We start from the raw sequence: 19619 nt of genomic DNA, 5'->3' as shown, positions 1-19619 counted from the left end.
TGCCTCGGTGCACACAGGCCTGCTGTCAGCAGCAGGACGCGGAACGCCCCACCTTACAACGGCCCGCGGTAGAGAAACGGCGCTCAGCGCACCTGATCGAGCAGGCGCTTGCACTCCAGAAGATCGTAAAGCGCTTCCTGCAGGAGCGCGCGGTCTTCCTTGCCGACGCTGGTCTTGCCGATCGAGATTTCCGGCGTATCGTCCCCGCCGCCGACGAAGGAGAAGAAGCGGCGGCTGGCCGGTGCCTTGGCGCGGCCGACGATCTGATCCTCGTCATTGCCCGCCTTGGGCGGGGTGGGCTCTTCGTGGCTGGCCGCGGCGAGCGCCTCGACGGTCGCGAGGTCCCCGCTGGCAATGGCGGCGACGAAGCGGTTGCCATTGACCTTCAGGAGCTTCTGGACGCCCTTGATCGTGTAGCCGTGGTCGTAGAGGAGATGGCGGATGCCCTTGAGAAGATCAACGTCCTCGGGGCGATAGTAGCGCCGCCCGCCGCCGCGCTTCATCGGCTTGATCTGCGTGAACCGCGTCTCCCAGAAGCGCAAAACATGCTGCGGCAGGTCGAGATCGTCGGCGACCTCGCTGATGGTGCGGAACGCGTCCGGACTCTTGTCCATTCTACCCTCGATGAAAGCGCGTGGCACGGCAAACGAAAGCGTTGCCGAATCGTATGCATTTCAGCGGGTTGCCGGACGATATTCAAGTTTCAAATTGCCGAACCGCCGGCAATCGGCAGAAAATCGCTCAGGAAGCGGGCGAAGCCGGCTTCTGTTTCGCCTTGCGCGAGAGATGGGACTTCAGCACCCGCTGCTTGAGCACGTTGGATGCCTTGAAGGTCATCACCCGGCGCGGCGAGATCGGCACTTCCTCGCCGGTCTTCGGGTTACGGCCGATGCGCTCGTTCTTGTCGCGCACCTGGAAGGTCGCGAAGGAGGAGAGTTTCACGCTCTCGCCCCGCACGATGGCATTGCAGATCTCGTCGATCACGGTTTCGACGAGCTCTGCGGATTCGGTCCTGGAAAGGCCGACCTTCCGGAAAACCGATTCGGCCAAATCTGCGCGTGTCACCGTCTTGCCGCTCATCGTTCCTCACCGATTTCCCATTGAAAGCCTATGGTTACGTGGCGGAAGAGTATTGTCCTTGCCCCCGCGGGTCAAGCGGCCCTGCGCCCTGATGCGGGAGAGGCTGTTTCCCCGGCCACCAACCGGCGCTTCGGCACGACAAAGGAAGGCCGAAGCCCGCAGATTGCCCCTGTCCGTTTGCCGGGAAGCCGCCCTTCCATGGGAAAGGCGGCTGGAAACAGCTACCAGCGCAGCAGCACTGCACCCCAGGTAAAGCCGCCGCCCATGGCTTCCAGCAGCACGAGGTCGCCGTCCTTGATTCGTCCGTCGCTCGCCGCTGCAGCCAGTGCCAGCGGGATCGAGGCGGCAGAGGTGTTGCCGTGCAGGTCGACGGTGACGACGACCTTTTCGAGGGGAATGCCGAGTTTCTTGGCCGAACCGTCGATGATGCGCTTGTTTGCCTGATGCGGCACCAGCCAGTCGATATCCTCGGCGGTGAAGCCCGTCGCGTCGAAGGACGAGATGACCACGTCGGTGATCATGCCGACCGCATGCTTGAAGACCTCGCGGCCCTCCATGCGCAGATGCCCGACCGTACCCGTGGTGGACGGGCCGCCATCGACATAAAGCTTCTCACGGTGCGCGCCGTCGGAGCGCAGCTGCGTCGTCAGGACGCCGCGGTCCTGGTTGGTGCCCGCCCCTTCCGCAGCCTCCAGCACGATGGCGCCGGCGCCGTCGCCGAAGAGCACGCAGGTCGTGCGGTCTGTCCAGTCGAGGATGCGCGAGAAGGTCTCCGCACCGATGACAAGCACGCGTTTTGCAAGGCCGCCGCGGATATAGGCATCGGCGGTCGTCACCGCATAGACGAAGCCGGAACAGACGGCCTGCACGTCGAAGGCAAAGCCATGGTGCATGCCGAGGCGGTTCTGGATGTTGACGGCGGTGGCGGGAAACGTGTTGTCCGGCGTCGAGGTGGCGACGATGATGAGGTCGATGTCGGCCGCTGTCAGGCCTGCCTTGTCGAGAGCGGCACGCGCGGCACCTTCGCCGAGCGACGCCGTCGTCTCGCCCTCGCCGGCGATGTAGCGCTGGCGAATGCCGGTGCGCTGCACGATCCAGTCATCGGACGTGTCGACCATGCTTTCCAGCTCGGCATTGGTAAGTACCCGCTTCGGAAGCGCCGTTCCGAAACCGCGGACCACTGAACGAATCATTCTATACCTCGTCGCTCATGCTCTGGGCGGCACCTTCGACGGGGCGGCCGGCATGATACTTCTGCAAATCTTTTTCGATCTTGTCCTTCAGGCCGTTGCGGGCCATGTCGTAGCCGACATCGACAGCCGCGGCAAAGCCCTCGGCGTCCGTGCCGCCATGGCTCTTGATGACGATGCCGTTGAGACCGAGGAACACGCCGCCATTCACCTTGCGCGGGTCCATCTTCTCGCGCACCCGGTCGAAGGCGCTCTTGGCGAGGATATAACCGAGTTTGGCCATCCAGGTGCGCGACATGGCCGCGCGCAGATACTCGGCGATCTGCCGCGCCGTGCCCTCGGCCGCCTTCAGCGCAATGTTGCCGGCAAAACCTTCCGTGACCACCACGTCCACCGTGCCGCGACCGATATCGTCGCCTTCCACGAAGCCGTAATAGTCAATCGTGTCGAAATTGGCCTCGCGGATGAGTTGGCCGGCAGCCTTCACCTCTTCCTGTCCCTTGATCTCCTCGACGCCGACATTGAGCAGGCCCAGCGTCGGCTTGTCGATCCCGAACAGCGCGCGCGCCATGGCGCCGCCCATCAGCGCGAAATCGAAAAGCTGGTTCGCATCGGCGCCGATCGTCGCGCCGATGTCGAGAACGATGCTCTCACCCTTCAGGGTCGGCCAGATGCCGGCGATCGCCGGGCGCTCGATATTGGCCATCATGCGCAGGCAGAACTTCGACATGGCCATCAGCGCGCCGGTATTGCCAGCGGAGACTGCAACATCGGCCTCGTTCTTGGCAACGGCATCGATCGCCTGCCACATGGAGGACTTTCCGCGGCCACGGCGCAGCGCCTGGCTTGGCTTCTCGTCCATGGCAACGGCGACGTCGCAATGGTGGAAGGTGCTGGCGGCCTTCAGCTTGGGATGCTGCGCCAGAAGGGGCTCACATTCGGCGGCATTGCCGAAAAGCACAAAACGGATCTCGGGATGACGCTCGAGAGCCTTGGCTGCGCCCGGGATAGCGACCTTGGGGCCGAAATCGCCACCCATGACGTCGACGGAAATTCTGACCACGCGTGTCTTGCCTTAATTCTTGTTTTCCAGGGACAGAGGGCTGCCGCGGCGGAATTCGGTCAAAATACCGCTTTTCGCCGGGGGCACAACTGAATTATCAGGCGCCTCAGGAGCCGTTCAGTCTTTTTTCCAGTCCTTCAGAACGGCAAAAGGCGACGGTTTTTTGTCATCCTTGTCCGTGCTCTCGATATGGCCGGAAAAGTCCACGTCGGACTTGCGCGGATAAGGATCGATGGCAAGCGCGACATGTTCGGCGGCGACCACGCCGGCATCGATCGTATCGCCCGTGAAGATTTCCGGAGCATCCGGCCCATCGGGATCAAGCAGCATTTCGCCGGTCTCGCTTGCAACCGGAAGCCGCGCCAGCTTCGAGCCCTCGGGCACGAAGACCACCTCGACCGGCTCGTCGATATGCGCCTCGACGGGGTCGAGCGTGACGACGCAGGCCTGCACGACATCCGCCACGACGCGGCCCTTGAGGCGCACGCCGTCGCGCTTCCAGCGCTGCAGCTGGAAGGTGGCGGAAAGCGCCTTCACCTCCAGCACGGACCAGAGCTCGGCAAGGCCGGCGCACTCCTCGGCATTGGCGCTGATCGTCACCTCGACCGGGTTGGCGGAAATGTGCCCCACCTTGACCAGGTAGGAGAACGGCGTGTCGTCGTCTGTCTTCATTCTATTCCCTTTGGGCCGCCTTCAGGCGGCATGTCCTTGCGGGCCCGGCTCCACAACGCCGAGCGCACCGACCCTGATATCGTCCTCGCTGACGGCCATCATCGCCCTTTCAGCCGCAAAGAGATAGAGGGCGAGCCCCGCCATCGACGGCGCGCCCTCGCCCGCCTCCGGATGGATGTTGCGCCGTAGCGCAGCAGCAAGACCGTCATGATCGTCGGAATCGAGCGCGCCGGCGTAGGACTCCAGCCGACCGTAGAACATGCCGGCGAACTTCTTCATGCGCTTGGGCACGCCGACATCGCCGACTCCGAGCTCGCGAATCGAATGATCGACATCCTCGAAGAAGGCATCGACGATCTCCTGGGCGATCTCCTGGCCGGACGTGCCGCTTGCACGGGTGCGCCGGAAGTAAAGGATCAGCATGGCCGAGAGCATCTCGAAACGGCCCATAACCGTGTCGGGAACATCAAGCACTTCATAGAGATAGGGATGGCGCGCCGCCTTTGTCAGCGTTGCGTACTGCTTTTCAACGATACGCCGGTTGCCGTTTTTTTTGCCGAACAGGCCGAAAATCATCATAAAGCCTAGTTTTGCCCGATTCAAACCATGGAGCCGTCGCAAGTCATGTTGCATGACGGTCGAAGCTGGTTTACCGAAGCAGGCATGAATTGCAATGGCTGCGCGGCCATCACAGTCCCGGGGATGTTGTTGAAGAGAGATGCTCTGAACATGAAGCTGTTGCGTAACGCCGCCATTGCCATCGCGCTTTCCTCGTCCGTTCTCGCAGGCTGCCAGGGTCCCGGCGAAGTGCTGCACCAGGGCTACGTCGTCGACCAGGAGACGCTGGCGTTGGCCCCGGTCGGCTCCTCGCGCGAACAGGTCATGCTCTCGCTCGGCTCACCCTCCGCGACCGCGACCTTCGACAACGAGGTCTTCTACTACGTTTCGCAGAAGCGCAGCCGGCCCGTCGCCTTCATGAAGCCGAAGGTCGTCGAGCAGAGCGTGCTCGCCATCTATTTCGACAAGGAAGGCGTGGTCGAGCGCCTTGCCCACTATACGCTGAAGGACGGCCGCGTCTTCGACATGATCTCGCGCGTCACACCGACCGGCGGCGTCGAGCTCACCTTCCTCGGCCAGCTGCTGCGCGGCACCGGCGGTGCACCGGGCGCTGCGATCCAGAACATCTTTGGCGGCGGCGGCCCGAAGTAAGACGCTTCGGCCCTTCCGGGAATCAAGAAACCGCGGGGATCGCTCCCCGCGGTTTCTTTTTTTGCAGCATGAACGGCGATGCCGGTCAGGCGAGAACGGCCAGCAGCAGGAGCGCCACGATGTTGGTGATCTTGATCGCCGGATTGACCGCCGGGCCTGCCGTATCCTTGTAGGGGTCGCCGACCGTGTCGCCGGTGACGGAGGCCTTGTGCGCTTCCGATCCCTTCAGGTGGCGCGTGCCGTCCTTGTCGACGAAGCCATCCTCAAAGCTCTTCTTGGCATTGTCCCATGCGCCGCCACCCGACGTCATGGAAATCGCCACGAAGAGGCCGTTGACGATGACGCCGAGCAGCGAGGCGCCGAGCGCCGCAAAGGCCGAGGCCTTGGAGCCGGAGAGGAGCAGCACGCCGAAATAGACGACGAGCGGCGCCAGCACCGGCAACAGCGAGGGCACGACCATTTCGCGGATTGCCGCCTTGGTAAGAATGTCCACCGCGCGCCCGTAGTCCGGTCGCTCGGTGCCCGCCATGATGCCCGGCTTGTCGCGGAACTGCTTGCGTACTTCCTCGACGATGGAGCCCGCTGCACGGCCGACGGCCGTCATGGCGATGCCGCCGAAGAGATAGGGGATGAGGCCGCCGAAGATGAGGCCGGCCACGACATAGGGGTTTGAGAGGTCGAAGGAGATCGTGCCGATGCCGGCGAAATAGGGATACTTGTCCCCGTTCGCCGCGAAATAGGCAAGGTCGTTCGAGTAAGCGGCGAAGAGCACCAGCGCGCCGAGGCCCGCCGAACCGATCGCATACCCCTTGGTGACGGCCTTGGTCGTGTTGCCGACCGCGTCGAGCGCGTCCGTCGACTTGCGCACTTCCGGCGGCAGGTGCGACATCTCGGCGATGCCACCGGCATTGTCGGTGACCGGGCCGAAAGCGTCAAGCGCCACGATCATGCCGGCAATGCCGAGCATGGCGGTGACCGCGATACCGGTGCCGAACAGGCCGGCAAGCTGGTAGGTCGCGATGATGCCGCCGACGATGACGATGGCCGGCAGCGCGGTCGATTCCAGCGAGACCGCAAGGCCCTGGATGACGTTGGTGCCGTGACCGGTGACGGATGCCTGGGCGATGGAGTTCACCGGGCGCTTGTTGGTGCCGGTGTAATACTCGGTGATCACCACGATGAGCGCTGTCACCACAAGCCCCAGCAGGCCGCAGATGAACAGGTTCGTCCCGGTGATCTCCCTGCCCGCGACGGTGCCGACAACGCCCCAGCCGATGGTGAGCGACGTGGCGACAGCGAGGCCGACGATCGACAGCAGGCCCGTGACGATAAGGCCCTTGTAGAGGGCGCCCATGATGGAGCCGTTCGTGCCGAGCTTGACGAAGAACGCGCCGACGATCGAAGTGATGATGCAGGCGCCGCAGATCGCGAGCGGATAGATCATCACGCTGGAGAGAACCGGCGTGCCGGCAAAGAAGATCGCCGCAAGCACCATGGTGGCGACGACGGTCACCGCATAGGTCTCGAAGAGATCGGCGGCCATGCCGGCGCAGTCGCCGACATTGTCGCCGACATTGTCGGCGATGGTGGCCGGATTGCGCGGATCGTCTTCAGGAATGCCGGCTTCCACCTTGCCGACAAGATCGCCGCCGACATCCGCACCCTTGGTGAAGATGCCGCCGCCGAGGCGGGCAAAGATGGAAATCAGCGAGGCACCGAAACCGAGCGCGACGAGCGCGTCGATGACCTCACGCGAGGCCGGCTCCTGACCGAGCAGGCCGGTGAGAATCCAGTAGTAGATCGAGACGCCGAGCAATGCGAGGCCGGCGACAAGCATGCCGGTGATCGCACCCGACTTGAAAGCGATGTCGAGGCCGGAGGACAGGCTGACGGATGCGGCCTGTGCCGTGCGCACATTGGCGCGGACGGACACATACATGCCGATAAAACCGGCAGCACCCGACAGGACGGCGCCGATCAGGAACCCGATGGCAGCCGTTGCGGAAAGCAGTAGCCAGGTGCCGACGAAGACGACGACCCCAACGATGGCAATGGTCTTGTACTGCCGGGTGAGATAGGCCTGCGCCCCTTCCCGGATATAACCTGCAATTTCCTGCATGCGGGCATTCCCCTGATCGGCGGCAAGCACCGACCGTGTCGCCCAGATGGCATAGACCACCGAAAGCAACCCGCATGCGATAACGCCCAACAATATGGTCATTTCGCTCTGTCCTCCTTGGAGGCCGCGGGGTCCTCTCCCCGCAGCCGATACGCGCCCGCTCCCGTTTGCCTCCTCACAAGACGGGGGCCGGCGCGGGGCCAGAGTGCGTTTGCGAATCGGTTGCGTCAAGCCGCCGCACTGCGGCAAGCCGTGCGCTGCGCTGGATTTTTCGACGTCGGTCTGCGGGCGGGCTCAGGCAGCCGGTCGGCGGCCGCGCAAAAGCAGGAGGAGAACGAGAACGAGGCTCACCCCGGTGATCGGCCAGAACAGGAGGTTGATCGCCTGCCAGCCATAGGTGTTGAACACCTTGCCCGAGGAGAAGGAGGCAAGTGCCACCGTGCCGAACAGGATGATGTCGTGGAAGCCCTGCACCTTGTCCGCCTCATGCGGCTTGTAGCTGGAGGCGACGATGGCGGTTGCTCCGATGAAGCCGAAATTCCAGCCGACGCCGAGCAGGATCAGCGCGCCCCAGAAATTCCACAGCGCGATGCCGGCATGGGCGACCGCGGCGCAGGCCATGAGGATGAGGAGACCGGCAGCGACGACCCTTTCCGTGCCGAAGCGCTGGATCAGCATGCCCGTGAAGAAGCTCGGCGCGAACATGGCGAGCACGTGCCACTGGATGCCGAGCGTCGCCATCTCCGGCGAGAAACCGCAGCCGATGACCATGGCCAGCGGCGCGCCGGTCATCATGAAGGTCATCAGGGCGTAGGAGGAGATGCCGCAGATCATGCCCGTCATGAACCGCTGGGTCAGCACGATCTCGCGGAGCGGCCGCGCCGCCTCCCCCGTCGCGACAGCCGCCGCCTTGTGGTCAGGCAGACGCAGGAAGAGGAAGAGCCCGATGGCGGCAAGGCAAAGCGGCGCGAGCGCCACGAAGGCACCGGCAAACAGCACCGGCTCGAACAGGTCCTTGGTGAGGATGACCACCTGGGGGCCGAGCACGGCGGAAATGACGCCGCCAGCAAGGATCCAGGAAATGGCGCGCGGCTTGTAGAAGGACGGCGAGGCATCGGCCGCGGCAAAGCGGATCTTCTGGGCAAAGCCGCTGGAAATGCCGACGAGCACGAAGCCGAGGGCAAAGAGCCAGAAATCGCCGCGGAACAGCGCAATGGCAGCCAGAAGGCCGCCCCCGGCGCCAATGAGCGCCCCGACGATAAAGCCGTAGGTGCGACCGAGCATGCGGGCCGCGATGGCGACGAGCACGGCGCCGAGCGCCACGCCGACATTGAAGCCGGTCAGCGGCGCGGTGGCGAGCGACTTGTCCGCGCCGAGCAGGTTGTAGCCGGCAAGGCCACCGACAGAGAAGACGATCGGCCCGGCCGAGGCGAGCAGGGCCTGCGCAATCGTCAGGAGGAAGACATTGCGGCGCGCGGCCGAAAGTTCCTGTTCAAGACCTTCGACCGTACCCGTGCTCATGTCGCCTACCGTTTACTTGCGTGTGTCCGGCCGAAGCTGCTTGGCGATGCGGTCAAGCACCGCATTCACCAGCTTCGGCTCCTCGTCCTCGAAGAACGCCTTGGCGATCTCGACATATTCCGTGACGATCACGGCGACCGGCACGTCCCTGCGCTCCTTCAGCTCGAAGGTACCGGCACGCAGGATGGCACGCACGGTGGAATCGACCCTGGACAAGGCCCAGTCGTCCTGCAGCGCCGCGCCGATCATCGGGTCGAGCAGGCGCTGGTCGCGCACGACGCCCGAGACGATGGAACGGAACCAGGAGGCATCCGCCTTGAGATAGGTATCGCCGTCGACCTCCTGGCCGAGACGATGCGCTTCGTATTCGGCGACGACTTCGAGAACACCGCTGCCGCCGATATCCATCTGATAAAGCGCCTGAACGGCGGCAAGGCGCGCCGCGCCGCGCTGGTTGGCCGGTTTCACCGGCTGCTGATCCCTGTCCGTCGTCACTGTTCGCCGCCCAGTTTCTTCTTCAGATCAATCATGGTGAGCGCCGCGCGGGCCGCAAAGCCGCCCTTGTCGCCTTCCGAACGGCGGGCGCGAGCCCAGCCCTGCGCATCGTTCTCGACGGTCAGGATGCCGTTGCCGATCGGCAAGCCTTCGCTGACCGAAAGGTCCATCAGCGCACGGCTCGATTCGTTGGCGACGATATCGAAATGGTAGGTCTCGCCGCGGATGACCATGCCGAGGGCGACGAAGCCGTCATACCAGGTGCCGGCATTTTCCATGCCGTCGAGGGCCATGGAGATGGCGGCGGGAATTTCGAGCGCGCCCATGACGGTCACGATGTCGTAGGTTGCGCCCGCGGCATCGAGCGCATGCTTGGCGCCGTCGAGCATCGCGTCGGCCATGTCGTCGTAGAAGCGCGCCTCGACGATGAGGAGATGGGGATTATCGGTGTTGGCCATAAATCACCTGAACATTGGAGGCAGGCCACGCATCAGCGGGCAGAGGCGGCGGTCAAACCACGACGGGCGAAGCTTGGCAAGCATTTTCCACCCCCCGCGTCGATTTCGGCGCCCCGGCGGGAGCCGCTTCGACCGAACGGGATTGACACAATGGAACAAAGTGCGAACAATATGTCAAGAGTCATAAAGGAGATGCGAATGGACGCCCAGAAACCGCCGATCGTCAATCTCGCGAGGCTGGCGCTGGAGCACTGGACGCAGGGAACGCTCTACGAATCCCGCGACACATCCTTCGGCGCCCGCCTCGGCCTGAAGGATCTCGGCATCGGCTATGGCGAGGTCCCGCCCGGCAAGTCCGGCTGTCCCTTCCACAGCCACCATGTCGAAGACGAGCTCTTCGTCATCCTGGAGGGCCACGGCACCTATCGCTACGGCAGCGAACGGCATCTCGTTGGTCCCGGCGACGTGCTGGGCGCGCCGGCCGGCGGACCGGAGACGGCGCACCAGATCCTCAACACCGGCACCGTGCCGCTGAAATACCTGTCCATTTCGTCCATGGCGGCGACCGAGATCTGCGAATATCCGGATTCCGGAAAATTCCTCGCCAAGACGCGCCTTGCCACGGGCGGGCGGACGGAGTTCCGCACCATCGGCCGCGCGGGCGAGACCGTCGACTATTGGGAGGGCGAGCCCGGCGCCTGACATCCCCTCAGGCGGCGAGCGACACACGGTTGCGGCCGTTGCGCTTGGACATGTAGAGCGCCTCGTCGGCATTGCTGAGGAGGGAATCGAAACTCGTGCCGTTTTCTCCGGCAAGAGCGATGCCGGCACTGACGGTGCACGTGATGGACCGGCCCCCGATCGGGATGAGTTTGGCAGCGAAATCTTCGCGGACGCGTTCGGCGATGCGCTGCGCGCGTTCCGGCAAGGTGCGCTCCAGAACGACGACGAATTCTTCGCCGCCAAGGCGGGCGAGGCAGGCCGCCACCCCGCAGGAATCGCGCAGGATATCGGCGAAGACCATGAGCACCGCGTCGCCCGCCGCATGACCGTGCCTGTCGTTGACCGCCTTGAAGTTGTCGAGGTCGAAGGCGATTGCCGCCTGGTGCTCACCGACGGGAAGCGCCCCGTAGCGATCGAAAAGGGCGCGACGGTTGAGTAAGCCGGTCAGGGCATCGGTCATGGCGGCGTGGCGGTGGCTGCCGGCAACCCGCCACTGGTTGAGCGCGAGCGACATGGCCCCGATACCGGTGATGCCCATGATTGCCGCGACCAGATTGAGATTTTCCGCCCAGTTGTCCGGCGCGTGTCCCATCACCCAGCGGCCGTCGTGAATCAGCACGCCGGCGCAGAGCAGGAAGGAAACGGCGGTCAGGAGGTAGAGGGTGACGATGCCGGTCAGCGGCAGCGGCGCTTCCGCGCGGCCGCGCCAGTACTCTCGGGCCGTCGCGGCGAGGCAGGCCGTGATAAGCAGGTTGAGCGCAATGAAGGCGATGCCGTCATAGCCGGCGACCAGCGGCGGCAGAGCGATGGCGAGGCAGGCCGCAAAGACGATGGCGATGCGCCGGCGGGCGGAGGCGCCGGAGCGGAACCTGTAGGCTGCGCCATAGATGAAGGCGAAGCCGAGGAACTGCAGCGTGAAGGCGAGGCACCCGATCGCGACATTCGCCTGATCGATATAGAGGCTGTAGACCGCAACCGCGGGCACGATGCAGCCGATACCGATGGACCAGCTGAGAAGGAAGCGCTCGACGCGGGCGGACATCCACGAGGCGAACAGCGTGGCCGACAGGCAAAAACCCGCGAGCCCGATCGCCAGCAGAAGGGTTTGGTAATCAGGCGCCATGCGGCAACGGTCTCCAGCGGTCCGATGCGCGCACACTAGGGAGCAAGAAGTATCGATATCGTTACCTTGCAGGCTGGCCGTCACGCCGGTTTGTGCCGATCCGTGACGGTGCCCGCGAAAGTCACGCTGCCGTCACGCCTTGGGGGCGGGAAACTCGGCAAGCCGCGCCGCATACCGTGCCATGGTGTCGACCTCGAAGTTGACGAAGTCGCCCGCCTTGCGCTCGCCCCAGGTGGTGACGTCGAGCGTGTGGCGGATGAGAAGCACGTCGAAGACGGCGCCATCGACGGCGTTGACGGTGAGGGATGTGCCGTCGAGCGCGACCGATCCTTTTGGCGCCACGAAGCGCTCCAGCCCCGCGGGCGCGCGGATGCGGAAACGCGTCGCGTCGCCCTCGGCCTCGACGGAGAGGATCTCGGCCTTGCCGTCGACATGGCCGGAAACGATGTGGCCGCCGAGCTCGTCGCCGATCTTCAACGAGCGTTCGAGGTTGATGCGGGTGCCGGCCGTCCAGCCGGCGATGGTCGTCAGCCGCAGCGCCTCTTCCCAGGCCTCCACTTCGAACCAACGGGCGTTCGAGCCCTCTTCGGGCAGCGCCGTGACGGTGAGGCAGGTGCCGGAATGGGCGATGGAGGCCCCCATGTCGATGGTGGCCGGGTCGTAGGCCGTGCGCACGCGCAGGCGTACGCCCTCGTTCATGGGCTCGACCTTCTCGACCGTTCCGATGTCTGTGACAATGCCGGTAAACATCAATCGTCTCTTTCGTATTCGTGCAAACTGTCCGCGCCGAGGCGCGCCGTGTTCCGGAGCGAAAAGCCATCCGGCATGCGCCCGGACACACATGGGGATGCGACCCCGTCTTTGCCAATGGTACCGGTGCCCGCAAACAGCAGGATGCGATCGACGAGGCCGGCTTCGATGAAGGATTGCGCCGTGCGCGCGCCGCCTTCGACGAGCAGCGAGGAGGTTCCGCGGGTGGCGAGCGCCATCAGGAGATCGTCGAGCCGGCGCGGGTCGCAGGTCAGGATTTCGACGCCCGCGGCTTCGAGGGCGCCGGCGCGCGCGTCGTCGGCCGGCAGGCCAGAGGGGGGTATCTCCGTCCCCTTCGTCGTCACAACGATAACAGGCACATCCTTCGCCGTCCGCGCCAGCTTCGAGGCCGGCGACAGTTCCAGCCGAGGATCGAGCACGATGCGCACGGGCGAGCGGGCTTCGAGCCCCGGAAGACGGCAGGTCAGCTCCGGATCATCGGCCAGGGCCGTGCCGATGCCAATGAGGATCGCATCTGTCTCGGCACGCAGACCATGCACCTGCCCGCGCGAAACCGGCCCCGTGATCGCCACCTGCCCCGCACCGAGGCGGCCAAGCATGCCATCGGCGGAAACGGCAAGCTTGAGAGTCACATAGGGGCGCTTCTTCGTCTGGCGTGTGAGATAGGCGGCGAGCGCCGCACAGCCTTCCGCTTCCAGAACGCCCGTCTCGACCACGATGCCGGCATCGCGCAGCATCGAAAGTCCCCTGCCCGCCACGCGCTCGTCCGGATCCGTCACCGAGACCACGACACGGGCGATGCCAGCGGCGATCAGCGCATCGGCGCAGGGCGGCGTCTTGCCGTGGTGCGAGCACGGTTCGAGCGTGACATAGGCCGTCGCGCCGCGCGCGGCTTCCCCCGCCTCGGCGAGCGCCTGCGTTTCGGCATGCGGCCGCCCGCCGCGCGCGGTCACGGCGGCGGCGAGGACCACGCCGTGCTTGACGATCAGGCAGGCAACGGAGGGGTTTGTGGCAGTCAGGCCGAGATGACGGCGGCAGAGGCGGATGGCCGCTGCCATGAAGCGTGCGTCGTCTGTCGCCGCGCCGGACATCTAGCCGTCGGCGCCCGGATCCCGGGCGATCTTGGCGGCGACTTCGGAAAGGATCTTCTCGAAATCATCGACATGGGAGAAATCGCGGTAGACCGAGGCGTAGCGCACGAAGCCGACGTCGTCGAGCGCCTTCAGCGCCTCCAGCACCTGGAGGCCGATTTCCTCGGAAGAGATTTCCGTCTCGCCGGAACTTTCAAGCCGGCGGACGATGCCCGAGACCGCGCGTTCGATGCGGTCCCGGTCGACGGGCCGCTTGCGAAGCGCGATCTCGAAGGAGCGAAGCAGCTTGTCGCGGTCGAAGGGGGCCTTGCGGCCCGTCTTCTTGGCGACCATCAGCTCACGCAGCTGCACCCGTTCGAAGGTCGTGAACCGACCACCGCAATCCGGGCAGATGCGCCGGCGGCGAATGGCGGCCCCGTCCTCTGCAGGACGGGAATCCTTCACCTGCGAATCTTCCGAACCGCAATAGGGGCAGCGCATGAAGTCTCCTTGCTTTACGCGGTTCCGGACGGAAAACCGCGCGGCACTTTTCCTGGTACTGCTGTCTTACATATACGAGTACATCGGGAAGCGGTCCGTCAGCGCGACGACCTTCTCCCGAACGCCAGCTTCGACAGCCGCATTGCCCTCGTCGGAATTGGCGATCTTCAGGCCGTCGAGAACCTCGACGATCAGGTTGCCGATTTCCTTGAACTCGGCTTCCTTGAAGCCGCGGGTCGTGCCGGCCGGGGTACCGAGGCGGACGCCCGAGGTGACGAACGGCTTTTCGGGGTCGAACGGGATGCCGTTCTTGTTGCAGGTGACATAGGCGCGGCCGAGAGCGGCTTCCGCACGCTTGCCGGTGGCGTTCTTCTTGCGCAGGTCGACGAGCATCAGATGGTTGTCGGTGCCGCCCGAGACGATATCGAGACCACCGGCCTTCAGCGTCTCGGCAAGCGCCTTGGCATTCTTGACGATCTGCGCGGCATAGTCCTTGAACTCCGGCTGCAGCGCCTCGCCGAAGGCGACCGCCTTGGCGGCGATGATGTGCATCAGCGGACCGCCCTGCAGGCCCGGGAAGACCGCCGAGTTGACCTTCTTGGCAATCGTCTCGTCATTGGTAAGCACGATGCCGCCGCGCGGGCCGCGCAGCGACTTGTGCGTGGTGGTCGTGGCAACATGGCAATGCGGGAACGGCGACGGGTGCTGGCCGCCGGCAACGAGGCCGGCAATGTGCGCCATGTCGACCATGAGATAGGCGCCGACTTCATCGGCAATCTCGCGGAAGCGCTTCCAGTCCCAGATGCGGGAATACGCGGTGCCGCCGGCAATGATCAGCTTCGGCTTGTTGGCGCGGGCCTTTTCGGCCACGTCGTCCATGTCGAGCAGGTGATCTTCTTCACGCACGCCGTAGGAGACGACGTTGAACCATTTGCCGGACATGTTGACCGGCGAGCCGTGCGTCAGGTGGCCGCCCGAGTTGAGGTCGAGGCCCATGAAGGTGTCGCCCGGCTGGAGCAGCGCAAGGAAGACAGCCTGGTTCATCTGCGAACCGGAATTCGGCTGCACGTTGGCGAAATCGACGCCGAACAGTTTCTTCGCGCGCTCGATGGCGAGTTCTTCGGCAATGTCGACGAACTGGCAGCCACCGTAGTAGCGCTTGCCCGGATAGCCTTCGGCATACTTGTTCGTCATGATCGAGCCCTGGGCTTCGAGCACGGCGCGCGAAACGATGTTTTCCGAGGCGATCAGTTCGATCTCATGGCGCTGGCGACCGAGTTCCTTCTGGATCGAGCCGAAAATCTCCGGGTCGGTGTCGGCAAGGGAACGCGTGAAGAAAACGTCGGTAGCGGAAGAATTGCTCATCCTCGAGGCTCCTTAAGGGTGGGTGGCACGGTGTTTAACGTCCTCGCATGGCAAGGGCAATATCCGCTCCACGGTTTGCGCCATTTCCGCGCGTGTTCTGCGATAAAAACGACAGACGCAAAAAGCCGCAAAACAGAAAGGCCCCGCATTCCAAAGGGAAACGGGGCCTCGCAAAAGTCAGACAAATTGCCTTATTGCGGCAGAAGGTCGCTGTCGACGGCCTGGCCGCCTTCCTGGTTGTAGTTGGTCTGGAGGGCGAGCTCGGTGGCGCCGTCCTTCTGGTAGATGTCGTCGCGGAACTGCACGACGCGGTCCTTGGCCGACCAGGCGGTGATGTAGGTGAAGAAGACAGGCACTTCTTCCGCCAACTTGATCGGCGTGTTGACGCCGCTCTTGATCGTCGCCTCCATCTGCGAGCGCGACCAGCCGGCCGTATCCTTCAGCAGCCAGACCGAAAGGTCGCGCACGTTCTGCACGCGCACGCAGCCGGACGATTCGAAGCGCATCAGCTTGTTGAACAGGCCCTGCTGCGGCGTGTCGTGCATGTAGACCTGATGCTCGTTGTGGAAGTTGATCTTCGTCGAGGACATCGCGTTGATCTTGCCCGGGTCCTGACGGAACATCAGGTTCGGCGCCTTCTCGGCGTTCCAGTCAACCGTTTCCGGCGAGACTTCGCCGCCGTTGCCGTCGAAGAGGCGGATCGAGTTGCGCGAGAGGTACGTCGGATCCTTGCGCATCAGCGGCATGATATCCTTCTGGATGATCGAGCGCGGCGCGGTCCAGTAGGGGTTGAGGATCACCTCATAGATCTTGGAGTTCAGCACCGGCGACTGGCGGTCGATCTTGCCGACGATGGCGGTGTGGCGCGAGGCAACGCGGCCGTTCTCGACAGCCTCGATATAGGCGGCCGGGATATTGACCATGACATAGCGGCGGCCGAGGTCGCCCGACATGGCCTGCAGGCGCACGAGGTTGGTCTGAAGCTGGCCGAGGCGCGTGACGGCCGGGACATTCAGCGCCTTCAGCGTGTACTCGCCGACGGCACCGTCGGCCGGCAGGCCATGGCGCGCCTGGAAGCGCTTGACGGCGCCGTCCACATAGGAATCGAAGGCACCGTTCGTGCCGGCGGAACGCGGCAGGTCGCCGGAGATGATCAGGCGCTGACGCAGCTGCTGCACGGCGGGATCGGCGACGCCCATCTCCATCTTCTGCTGCGTGTTGACCGTCGGCCAGCCGCCGTTCGAGACGATGTTCTGGTAATCGACGATCGCCTGCTGGAGATAGCCCGTGGTGCCGGAGCCGAAGATCGGATTGTTGGAGACGACGGCGGTCGCGGTGCGCGATGCCTCTGCGTCAAACTGGTCGTCCCAGTTGCCGCGGCGCGGAGCATTGAGGATGTCGTCGAGCGCTGTCTGGGCGAGCGCCTGACCGGCCACGGCGGCGGCGCCGAAGGTTGCGGCAGAGCGCAGGAATGCGCGGCGCGAGAACACATCAAATCCGGTTTTGCGAGACATTTATCCTACCATCTCCTGAGCGCCGCTGAAGGCGGCGAGGTGCACGCGGCACGGTGACCTCAAGGGTCCATACCCGATGCAGCTATCACGAACAGGGTTAACAAACGCAAACCGGCCCTGCCGCCCGCGCATACCTTAGCCCAGTTTCCGGGTGTCATAGCAATATGGCCAATTCGTGTCTCGGCAGGCACACGTCACCCTAACCCCCCGCACGAAAACGTGAAAAGCCGGACGCGCAGGGGACGCGGCCGGCTTTTATGGAGGAGGTCGAAAACGGCGCCCGGACTTACAGGCGGTAGAGGATCGAGTCGTTCCAGAAGCGATCGAGGCGCTGGAGCAGCTTGTTCATCTGGTTGAACTCGCCTTCGCCGATACCGCCGACCTTCTGGATCGAACCGATATGGCGCTCATAGAGCTTTGCCACGGTCTCGGCGATTTCCTGGCCGCTTTCCGTCAGGCTGATGCGGACGGAGCGACGATCGACGCGCGAACGCTGGTGGTTGATGAAGCCGAGGTCGACCAGCTTCTTGACGTTGTAGGAAACGTTCGAGCCGAGATAATAGCCGCGGCTGCGCAGCTCGCCTGCCGTCAGTTCCGAATTGCCGATGTTGAAGAGGAGCAGCGCCTGGACGGCGTTGACATCCGAGCGGCCGGCGCGGTCGAACTCGTCCTTGATGACGTCGAGCAGACGACGGTGCAGACGCTCGACGAGGTGGAGGGATTCCAGGTAGAGATTGCGGATCGCGTCTTCCTGCGGGTCGACGACGGGGGCCTGCTGCGGCTTCATCTTGGTGTTCATGGTTTCTGCCTCACTGTTTTGTTTGGCGGTGTGGTTTGTTTTCCCGCCTTGAGTGAGAACCTAACGAATGCATCTAAAATTCTACTTAAACCGCAGCCTTAACAGCGCCTTACCGGAAGGCGACTCTGTCTCAGGGTGAATCAGTTCTTACCGTGCGGGCCTGCCGGCGGCGCTGGACGAAGAGCGCGACGCGGAAAAGAACGAAGACAAGCGCGATAGCACCGTGGGTCAGAACCAGCAGCCGGTTGACGCCGAAGGTCGAGGGATAGACCTCGTGCATGGCGATCTCGGTGGCGGCCGCGATGAGCCAGATCACCGGCCCCCAGGAGACGAGGAGCCAGAGGCCGACGGCCGCGACGGGAAACAGCACGGCGAGCGCCGTGTAGGCCGCCTTCCAGGCCGGCGGCAGCAGGTCGAAACGCCCCTGCCCGCCGAAGGAGAAGCCCGTCAGCATCGCCCAGTACTGCAGCGCGAACCACAACGAGCCGACCGCCACCAGCCGCAGGAACAGCGCGAACAGCGTCTCGGTCAGGCTGGGCCTCGGGCCCTTTGCAGAATCAGCAACCATGGCGCGGACAGTAAGGGCAAGGCCGGCCGGCATAAAGCCCGTAACCGCGATCATGCACGGCCATATGCCGCACGTCCCCGTATCGCTGGCGATTTGATTGACGCATGCAGCATGATAAGGAGGCGAAAACGGGCCCACGCAAGGAAATGGCATCATGACCGGCAGCAGGAACATCGTCGACGAGATCACCGGCCACCGCCGCATGCGGCGCAACCGGAAGGCCGACTGGACGCGCCGGCTGGTCCAGGAAAACCGTCTGACGGTCGACGATCTCATCTGGCCGGTCTTCGTGGTGCCCGGCGAGAATGTCATCGACCCCGTCACCGCCATGCCCGGCGTCAACCGCATGAGCGTCGACAGGCTGGTGGAAGCGGCAAAGGAAGCCGCAGATCTCGGCATTCCCGCCATCGCCACCTTCCCGAACATCGAGATGCACCTGCGCGACGAGACCGGCTCGAACAGCCTTGCGGCCGACAACCTCATCAACGCCGCGACGCGCGCCATCAAGAAGGCCGTGCCCAATATCGGCGTCATCACCGACGTCGCGCTCGACCCCTTCACCAGCCACGGCCATGACGGCGTGCTGCGCGGCGACGTCATCGTCAACGACGAGACGGTCGAACTTGTGGCGCGCGCCGCGGTCATCCAGGCCGATGCGGGCTCCGACATCATCGCGCCGTCGGAAATGATGGACGGCCGCATCGGCGTCATCCGCCAGGCGCTCGACGCCGCCGGCCACCAGGATGTCGGCGTCATGTCCTATGCAACGAAGTTCGCTTCCGCCTTCTACGGCCCGTACCGCGACGCGATCGGCACCGGCGGCCTCCTGAAGGGCGACAAGAAGACCTACTACATCGACCCGGCCAACGGCACGGAGGCGATCCGCGATGCGGCGCTCGACGTGGAGGAAGGCGCCGACATGCTGATGGTCAAGCCCGGCCTTCCCTATCTCGATATCTGTTGGCGCATGAAGGAGGCCTTCGGTCTTCCGGTCTTCGCCTATCAGGTCTCGGGCGAGTACAGCCAGATCAAGGCCGCCGCGATGAACGGCTGGATCGACGGCGAACGCGTGATGCTGGAGACCCTCCTGGCGTTCAAGCGCGCGGGGTGTGACGGCATCCTGACGTACTTTGCGATGGACGTGGCGCGGCATCTCGCCCGCAAGGGCTGAAATCCGATTTGCCCCTCCCCTAACCCTCTCCCCGCAAGCGTGGAGAGGGGACGTGCCCAACTCTACGGCAGAGAGTTCGGAAAACGGCGCGGCATATCCCCCTCGCCCCGCTTGCGGGGAGAAGGTGGCCGGCAGGCCGGATGAAGGGCATACGCCCCCAACCCCAATCACCGTTGTTTTCCCCCAAGAGCCTCCCCATATAACAAG

The 19619-nt window shown here is 64.3% G+C and carries 21 protein-coding genes; 3 read left to right on the top strand and 18 right to left on the bottom strand.

Translation table 11 applies throughout. The annotated features are described in order from the left end of the window. Positions 1-83 precede the first annotated feature (83 nt). From AKG11_RS03430 to AKG11_RS03405, 6 genes are all read right to left on the bottom strand, one after another. Positions 84-614: a MerR family transcriptional regulator gene (locus AKG11_RS03430; RefSeq protein WP_024270685.1), complete on the bottom strand. Its 531-nt coding sequence runs from the start codon at positions 612-614 to the stop codon at positions 84-86. Between the two features lie 127 nt (positions 615-741). Then, positions 742-1080: an integration host factor subunit alpha gene (locus AKG11_RS03425; protein WP_023513396.1), complete on the bottom strand. Its 339-nt coding sequence runs from the start codon at positions 1078-1080 to the stop codon at positions 742-744. A 221-nt stretch (positions 1081-1301) separates the two neighbouring features. Continuing rightward, on the bottom strand, positions 1302-2273 hold the full coding sequence (locus AKG11_RS03420; RefSeq protein ID WP_050742932.1) for a beta-ketoacyl-ACP synthase III: 972 nt from the start codon (positions 2271-2273) through the stop codon (positions 1302-1304). A 1-nt stretch (position 2274) separates the two neighbouring features. Then, on the bottom strand, positions 2275-3333 hold the full coding sequence (gene plsX, locus AKG11_RS03415; protein WP_023513394.1) for a phosphate acyltransferase PlsX: 1059 nt from the start codon (positions 3331-3333) through the stop codon (positions 2275-2277). Positions 3334-3450: 117 nt separating this feature from the next. Further along, the gene (locus AKG11_RS03410) at positions 3451-4005 is read right to left on the bottom strand and encodes a YceD family protein (protein WP_050742931.1); all 555 of its coding nucleotides are present in this window, start codon (positions 4003-4005) and stop codon (positions 3451-3453) included. 21 nt (positions 4006-4026) lie between these two features. Next, positions 4027-4581, bottom strand: coding sequence for a ubiquinol-cytochrome C chaperone family protein (locus AKG11_RS03405; RefSeq protein ID WP_023513392.1), 555 nt, complete (start codon positions 4579-4581; stop codon positions 4027-4029). 153 nt (positions 4582-4734) lie between these two features. Between AKG11_RS03405 and AKG11_RS03400 the strand changes: the two genes are divergently transcribed. Next, positions 4735-5214, top strand: coding sequence for an outer membrane protein assembly factor BamE (locus tag AKG11_RS03400; protein ID WP_088016390.1), 480 nt, complete (start codon positions 4735-4737; stop codon positions 5212-5214). 85 nt (positions 5215-5299) lie between these two features. Here the strand turns inward: AKG11_RS03400 and AKG11_RS03395 are convergent, their stop codons facing one another. From AKG11_RS03395 to ribH, 4 genes are all read right to left on the bottom strand, one after another. Further along, positions 5300-7435 (bottom strand): sodium-translocating pyrophosphatase, encoded by a 2136-nt coding sequence (locus AKG11_RS03395; protein WP_023513390.1) that lies wholly within the window; start codon positions 7433-7435, stop codon positions 5300-5302. A gap of 192 nt (positions 7436-7627) precedes the next feature. Beyond that, positions 7628-8854: an MFS transporter gene (locus AKG11_RS03390; protein WP_023513389.1), complete on the bottom strand. Its 1227-nt coding sequence runs from the start codon at positions 8852-8854 to the stop codon at positions 7628-7630. 12 nt (positions 8855-8866) lie between these two features. After that, positions 8867-9349, bottom strand: a complete 483-nt coding sequence (gene nusB, locus AKG11_RS03385; RefSeq protein WP_023513388.1) for a transcription antitermination factor NusB — start codon at positions 9347-9349, stop codon at positions 8867-8869. Continuing rightward, positions 9346-9807, bottom strand: coding sequence for a 6,7-dimethyl-8-ribityllumazine synthase (gene ribH / locus AKG11_RS03380; RefSeq protein ID WP_023513387.1), 462 nt, complete (start codon positions 9805-9807; stop codon positions 9346-9348). Before ribH ends, nusB begins: the two co-directional genes overlap by 4 nt. Positions 9808-10005: 198 nt before the next feature. On the opposite strand from ribH, the gene AKG11_RS03375 reads away from it, so the two are divergent. Then, positions 10006-10509 carry a cupin domain-containing protein gene (locus AKG11_RS03375; RefSeq protein ID WP_050742929.1) on the top strand — a complete coding sequence of 168 codons (504 nt, stop codon included), beginning with the start codon at positions 10006-10008 and terminating at the stop codon, positions 10507-10509. 7 nt (positions 10510-10516) lie between these two features. Here the strand turns inward: AKG11_RS03375 and AKG11_RS03370 are convergent, their stop codons facing one another. The 8 genes from AKG11_RS03370 to AKG11_RS03335 all read right to left on the bottom strand — a co-directional run bounded on the left by AKG11_RS03370 (position 10517) and on the right by AKG11_RS03335 (position 18241). Further along, complete coding sequence (locus tag AKG11_RS03370; RefSeq protein ID WP_050742928.1) at positions 10517-11653, bottom strand: GGDEF domain-containing protein; 1137 nt, start codon at positions 11651-11653, stop codon at positions 10517-10519. Between the two features lie 132 nt (positions 11654-11785). Then, positions 11786-12403, bottom strand: a complete 618-nt coding sequence (locus tag AKG11_RS03365; RefSeq protein ID WP_050742927.1) for a riboflavin synthase — start codon at positions 12401-12403, stop codon at positions 11786-11788. Continuing rightward, complete coding sequence (gene ribD / locus AKG11_RS03360; RefSeq protein WP_050742926.1) at positions 12403-13515, bottom strand: bifunctional diaminohydroxyphosphoribosylaminopyrimidine deaminase/5-amino-6-(5-phosphoribosylamino)uracil reductase RibD; 1113 nt, start codon at positions 13513-13515, stop codon at positions 12403-12405. The genes AKG11_RS03365 and ribD overlap by 1 nt, the downstream gene beginning before the upstream one ends. Continuing rightward, positions 13516-13995, bottom strand: a complete 480-nt coding sequence (nrdR, locus tag AKG11_RS03355; protein WP_023515610.1) for a transcriptional regulator NrdR — start codon at positions 13993-13995, stop codon at positions 13516-13518. A 66-nt stretch (positions 13996-14061) separates the two neighbouring features. Beyond that, on the bottom strand, positions 14062-15360 hold the full coding sequence (gene glyA, locus AKG11_RS03350) for a serine hydroxymethyltransferase (protein WP_023515611.1): 1299 nt from the start codon (positions 15358-15360) through the stop codon (positions 14062-14064). A gap of 191 nt (positions 15361-15551) precedes the next feature. After that, a complete protein-coding gene (locus AKG11_RS03345; protein ID WP_050742925.1) occupies positions 15552-16874 on the bottom strand; it encodes a L,D-transpeptidase family protein in 1323 nt (440 codons plus the stop codon). 286 nt (positions 16875-17160) lie between these two features. Then, positions 17161-17673 carry a transcriptional regulator LdtR gene (gene ldtR, locus AKG11_RS03340; protein ID WP_050742924.1) on the bottom strand — a complete coding sequence of 171 codons (513 nt, stop codon included), beginning with the start codon at positions 17671-17673 and terminating at the stop codon, positions 17161-17163. 130 nt (positions 17674-17803) lie between these two features. Then, positions 17804-18241 carry a DUF6163 family protein gene (locus tag AKG11_RS03335; RefSeq protein ID WP_037407643.1) on the bottom strand — a complete coding sequence of 146 codons (438 nt, stop codon included), beginning with the start codon at positions 18239-18241 and terminating at the stop codon, positions 17804-17806. A gap of 154 nt (positions 18242-18395) precedes the next feature. Between AKG11_RS03335 and hemB the strand changes: the two genes are divergently transcribed. Then, complete coding sequence (gene hemB, locus AKG11_RS03330) at positions 18396-19412, top strand: porphobilinogen synthase (protein WP_023513588.1); 1017 nt, start codon at positions 18396-18398, stop codon at positions 19410-19412. Positions 19413-19619: the final 207 nt, after the last annotated feature.

The sequence above is a fragment of the Shinella sp. SUS2 genome, assembly GCF_001262505.1.
In the GTDB taxonomy this organism is placed as follows: domain Bacteria; phylum Pseudomonadota; class Alphaproteobacteria; order Rhizobiales; family Rhizobiaceae; genus Shinella.
Note: the sequence above shows the minus strand (reverse complement) of the source record. Positions and strands in the feature narration are given on the sequence as shown.